Below are 3,422 nucleotides of genomic sequence, written 5' to 3' on the forward strand. Positions count from 1 at the left end.
TGCTGATCATCATCGCCATCGGAGTCGGCCTGGGGCTGGCCGCAGCGGCAGGGATGTTCAGTTCGTCCAACGCCAACGAGGAACAGCGCAACATCAGCGTCATTGCGGCCAACGCACGCGCCCTGAAGACCTCTTCGGGCTACGGCTCCAGCGGTACCAACCTGATCCCGAGCCTGATCGCAATCAACGGCGTGCCGAAGAACATGAGTGTCTCCTCCGGCGTCGTCTACAACGTCTACGGCGGATCGGTCACTGTCTCGTCCACCGGCATGGGCTTCTCGATCACCACCAGCAAGTTGCCCCAGGACGCCTGTATCACGCTGGCCACCAAGATCGCGAAGAACACATTCGAGCAGACCAAGATCAACAGCGGATCCGCGATCACTGGTGAAGTGACCACCGCAGCGGCGACCCAGGCCTGCAGCAGCGACAGCAACAGCATTACCTGGACCTACAGTTCGTGAGTGTGAACCCGATCATCCAGGCTCAGTTCGTCGACCTTTACCTCGGTGAAGGCTTCGCCGACGTGAAGGGCCTGGCCGGCGCCGGCGCGCGCCGAGTCGAGGTGCCTCGCGAGTGGGAGTCGCACGCCCAAGAACTGCTCCAGATCTGCAGGCAAACGCTGGAGGAGTTGCAGGATCCTGAGTTCGCCATCGTCGTCGACGGCGTTCTGCTTCGCGTCACCCTCCTCGAGGACGCTTTCAGTGGCAGCGTCTTCGTGCTGCGCCGGTCGAGCGCCCAATTGCGGGAGTTCCAAGAGATCGGCTATCCGAGCGAAGTGGTTTCCGCACTGATGGATCCGCAGTTGCAGGGCCTGGTCCTGTTCTGCGGCGAGATGGCGACAGGCAAGACCAGCTCCGCCGCCTCTCTGCTCCTGGCCCGCCTGCAGGAGTTGGGCGGGGTGGGCTGCGCCGTCGAGGACCCGCAGGAAACCAACCTCAGCGGTCAGCATGGGCTCGGCCGCTGCATCCAGGTCAGAACCTCACGGCGCTCAGGCGGATACAGCGAGGCCCTGCTGCGCACGCTGCGGGCCGGCGCCGACCTGGTGCTGATTGGCGAGATCCGCGACGAGGACACCGCCTACCAGGCCTGCAAGGCCTCTCTGACCGGCAGCCTGGTGATCGCCACCATTCACGCGAAAAGCTGTCATCAGGCGATCGAGCGCTTGGTGACGCTCGCCCAGCCACTGGCGAGAAACGCCTACGACGTGGTTGCCGAAGGCATCCAAGCTGTGATCTGCCAAGCGCTGGAGAGCGATGGTTCCTCTCGCCGCCTGACCGCCGAGCCACTGCTGTTCACCGGCGACGACGGCCCGTCCATGCGCGACAAGATCCGCCGAAAGGAGGCTCATCTGCTGCAGGACGACCAAGCTCGCCAGTCCCGGCAAAGCCTATGGAGATAACACCATGAGGAGTATGCGCAGCAGTGGATTCATCTCGATCGAACTGATGATCGCCCTGGTCGTGATCGCCATCGCGACCGCCGGCGGCATATCGGTCCTGATGAGCTACCTGGACGGCCTGGACGAGCAGCACGCGGCCCAGCAGCAACAGCAGGTGGCCAAGGCAGCGGAGAAGTACCTGAAGGACAACTTCCGCACGGTTCTGGCCAGCGCCGGCGCCACGGCCCCGGCGGTGATCACCGTCCCGATGCTGCGCAACACCCGTTACCTGCCCGCAGGCTTCCGCGACACCAACATCTACGGCCAGCAATACCAGGTCCTGGCCCGCAAGCCGGCACCAAACCAGCTCGAAACGCTGATCGTGACCACGGGTGGTCAGGTAGCTTCCGAACTCTCTATCCGCCGGATCGCGCAGCTCATGGGAGCCACCGGGGGCTACATCTCGAAAACCAACACCAGTATCGCCCAGGGCGCCGCCTGGCAGGTGGCCTTAAGCAATTTCGGTAGAGCTCCCGGCGCTGGACACCTGGCGACGGCGCTGTTCTTCCAGGACGGCGCCATCGCCAACGAGTACCTCTACCGCAATGCCGTCCCGGGTCATCCCGAACTCAACCGGATGAATACCACGCTGGACCTGGGAGGCAACAATATCGCCGCGGCCGGGGCGATCACGGCCAGCGGCAACATCACCACCAGCGCGGACATCAGCGCGCGCAACGTGACAGCCACTGGCACGGTGAAAGCCGGCACTGCTGACGTCGCCGGCGAGACGTACACCGGAGGTTGGTTCAGGACCCGTGGTGACACGGGCTGGTACAACGAGAAATGGGGCGGCGGCTGGTACATGAGCGACAGCACCTGGGTGCGCTCCTGGATGAACAAGAACGTCTACACCGGCGGCGAGATGAAAGCGGGCAAACTCACCGCCGAGGGCCGGACGGAAGTGGGCGAGTACCTACAGCTCAAAGGCGTGGCCACCGAAGGAGCCAACTGCACGCCGAACGGGCTGGCCGGCATCACCAGCACCGGACTCTGGCTGTCCTGCCAGAACGGGAAATGGGGACGAACCGCTGCCTCCATGCGCCTGAACACCACGGCCGGCGTGATCAAGGACTGGTGTACGTTGCATGGTCAGGATAGCGCCATGGTGAACTACGACTACGTCCGCTACGCGATCACCTGCGGCGGCCGATTCTGCGCAGTGGGCTTCAACCAGACATTTGGCACCAACTACTCGTTCGGGCTAATCACTGAGATCGGCCCAGGCTTCAACTACCCGGAACCCTACAAGACCCCCGACTCGACCAACGTGACCGTTACCTGCGTGAACTAGCAGGTCGCCACGACTCAAGGACTACCGTATGCCGCTGATGTGGATCGTCCTGGTGCTCGCGCTCATCACCGGTACCTGGCTGAGTGTACAAAGCGACCACGCGACCTCGAGCGCCGAACTGGCCGAGGTCGACACCCTGGCCAGGAGCTTGCTGCTCTACCGCTCCAGTCTGGCGGAGTACGCACACGCCAACCCCGGCTTCACCGGTTTGCCGGCGGACTCCGCTCTTGGTTTACCGGCCTGGTTCCGCAAGCCAGCGCGGCTTCAGGGCTACATCGCCGCCGGCACCAGCTACGCCTTCATCGCCTCGCCGCCGGCGGGGCTGGCGGCGGCCGTGGATGCTGGTACGGAATCCGACCTGGTTGGCGTCAGGCGCAACGGCCAGTTAGTCACGCGCCGCCTCGGAGCCACTGCCATTGCGCTCCCTGCGCCCATCCCCGAGGGCGCGGTGGTCGCGGTCAAGTAACCTCCACAGGCCAGTAAACCCCGGCGCTGCTTGATAAACCAGCCTTCTGAACACATAATGCCATCAACTTTGATTTCACCCCGCTGGCTACTGACGGTCATCAGTAGCGCCCTGGTGATGCAGGTTCGCCTCATTACCAAACCGTAAGCACGCTACAACACCGGGTGGGGCGTGCGGATCTGGTTGAGAATTCTCCCTGTGTCTCCCTGTTCTTTTGCTTG

4 protein-coding genes are annotated in these 3,422 nt (G+C 63.5%); all 4 read left to right on the top strand.

The window, feature by feature from the left end; translation table 11 throughout:
- Window positions 1-464: type 4 pilus major pilin (locus JHD77_RS31695; RefSeq protein ID WP_199506563.1), on the top strand; the 464-nt coding region annotated here is incomplete at its 5' end.
- Window positions 461-1,402, top strand: coding sequence for an ATPase, T2SS/T4P/T4SS family (locus JHD77_RS31700; protein WP_003134125.1), 942 nt, complete (start codon window positions 461-463; stop codon window positions 1,400-1,402). The genes JHD77_RS31695 and JHD77_RS31700, both read left to right, overlap by 4 nt.
- A gap of 4 nt (window positions 1,403-1,406) precedes the next feature.
- Window positions 1,407-2,735, top strand: a complete 1,329-nt coding sequence (pilV, locus tag JHD77_RS31705) for a shufflon system plasmid conjugative transfer pilus tip adhesin PilV (protein WP_191519270.1) — start codon at window positions 1,407-1,409, stop codon at window positions 2,733-2,735.
- Between the two features lie 28 nt (window positions 2,736-2,763).
- Window positions 2,764-3,201 (top strand): type IV pilus biogenesis protein PilM, encoded by a 438-nt coding sequence (pilM, locus tag JHD77_RS31710; protein ID WP_009315821.1) that lies wholly within the window; start codon window positions 2,764-2,766, stop codon window positions 3,199-3,201.
- Window positions 3,202-3,422: the final 221 nt, after the last annotated feature.

The organism is Pseudomonas sp. P20 (assembly GCF_016463925.1).
In the GTDB taxonomy this organism is placed as follows: Bacteria; Pseudomonadota; Gammaproteobacteria; order Pseudomonadales; family Pseudomonadaceae; genus Pseudomonas; species Pseudomonas aeruginosa.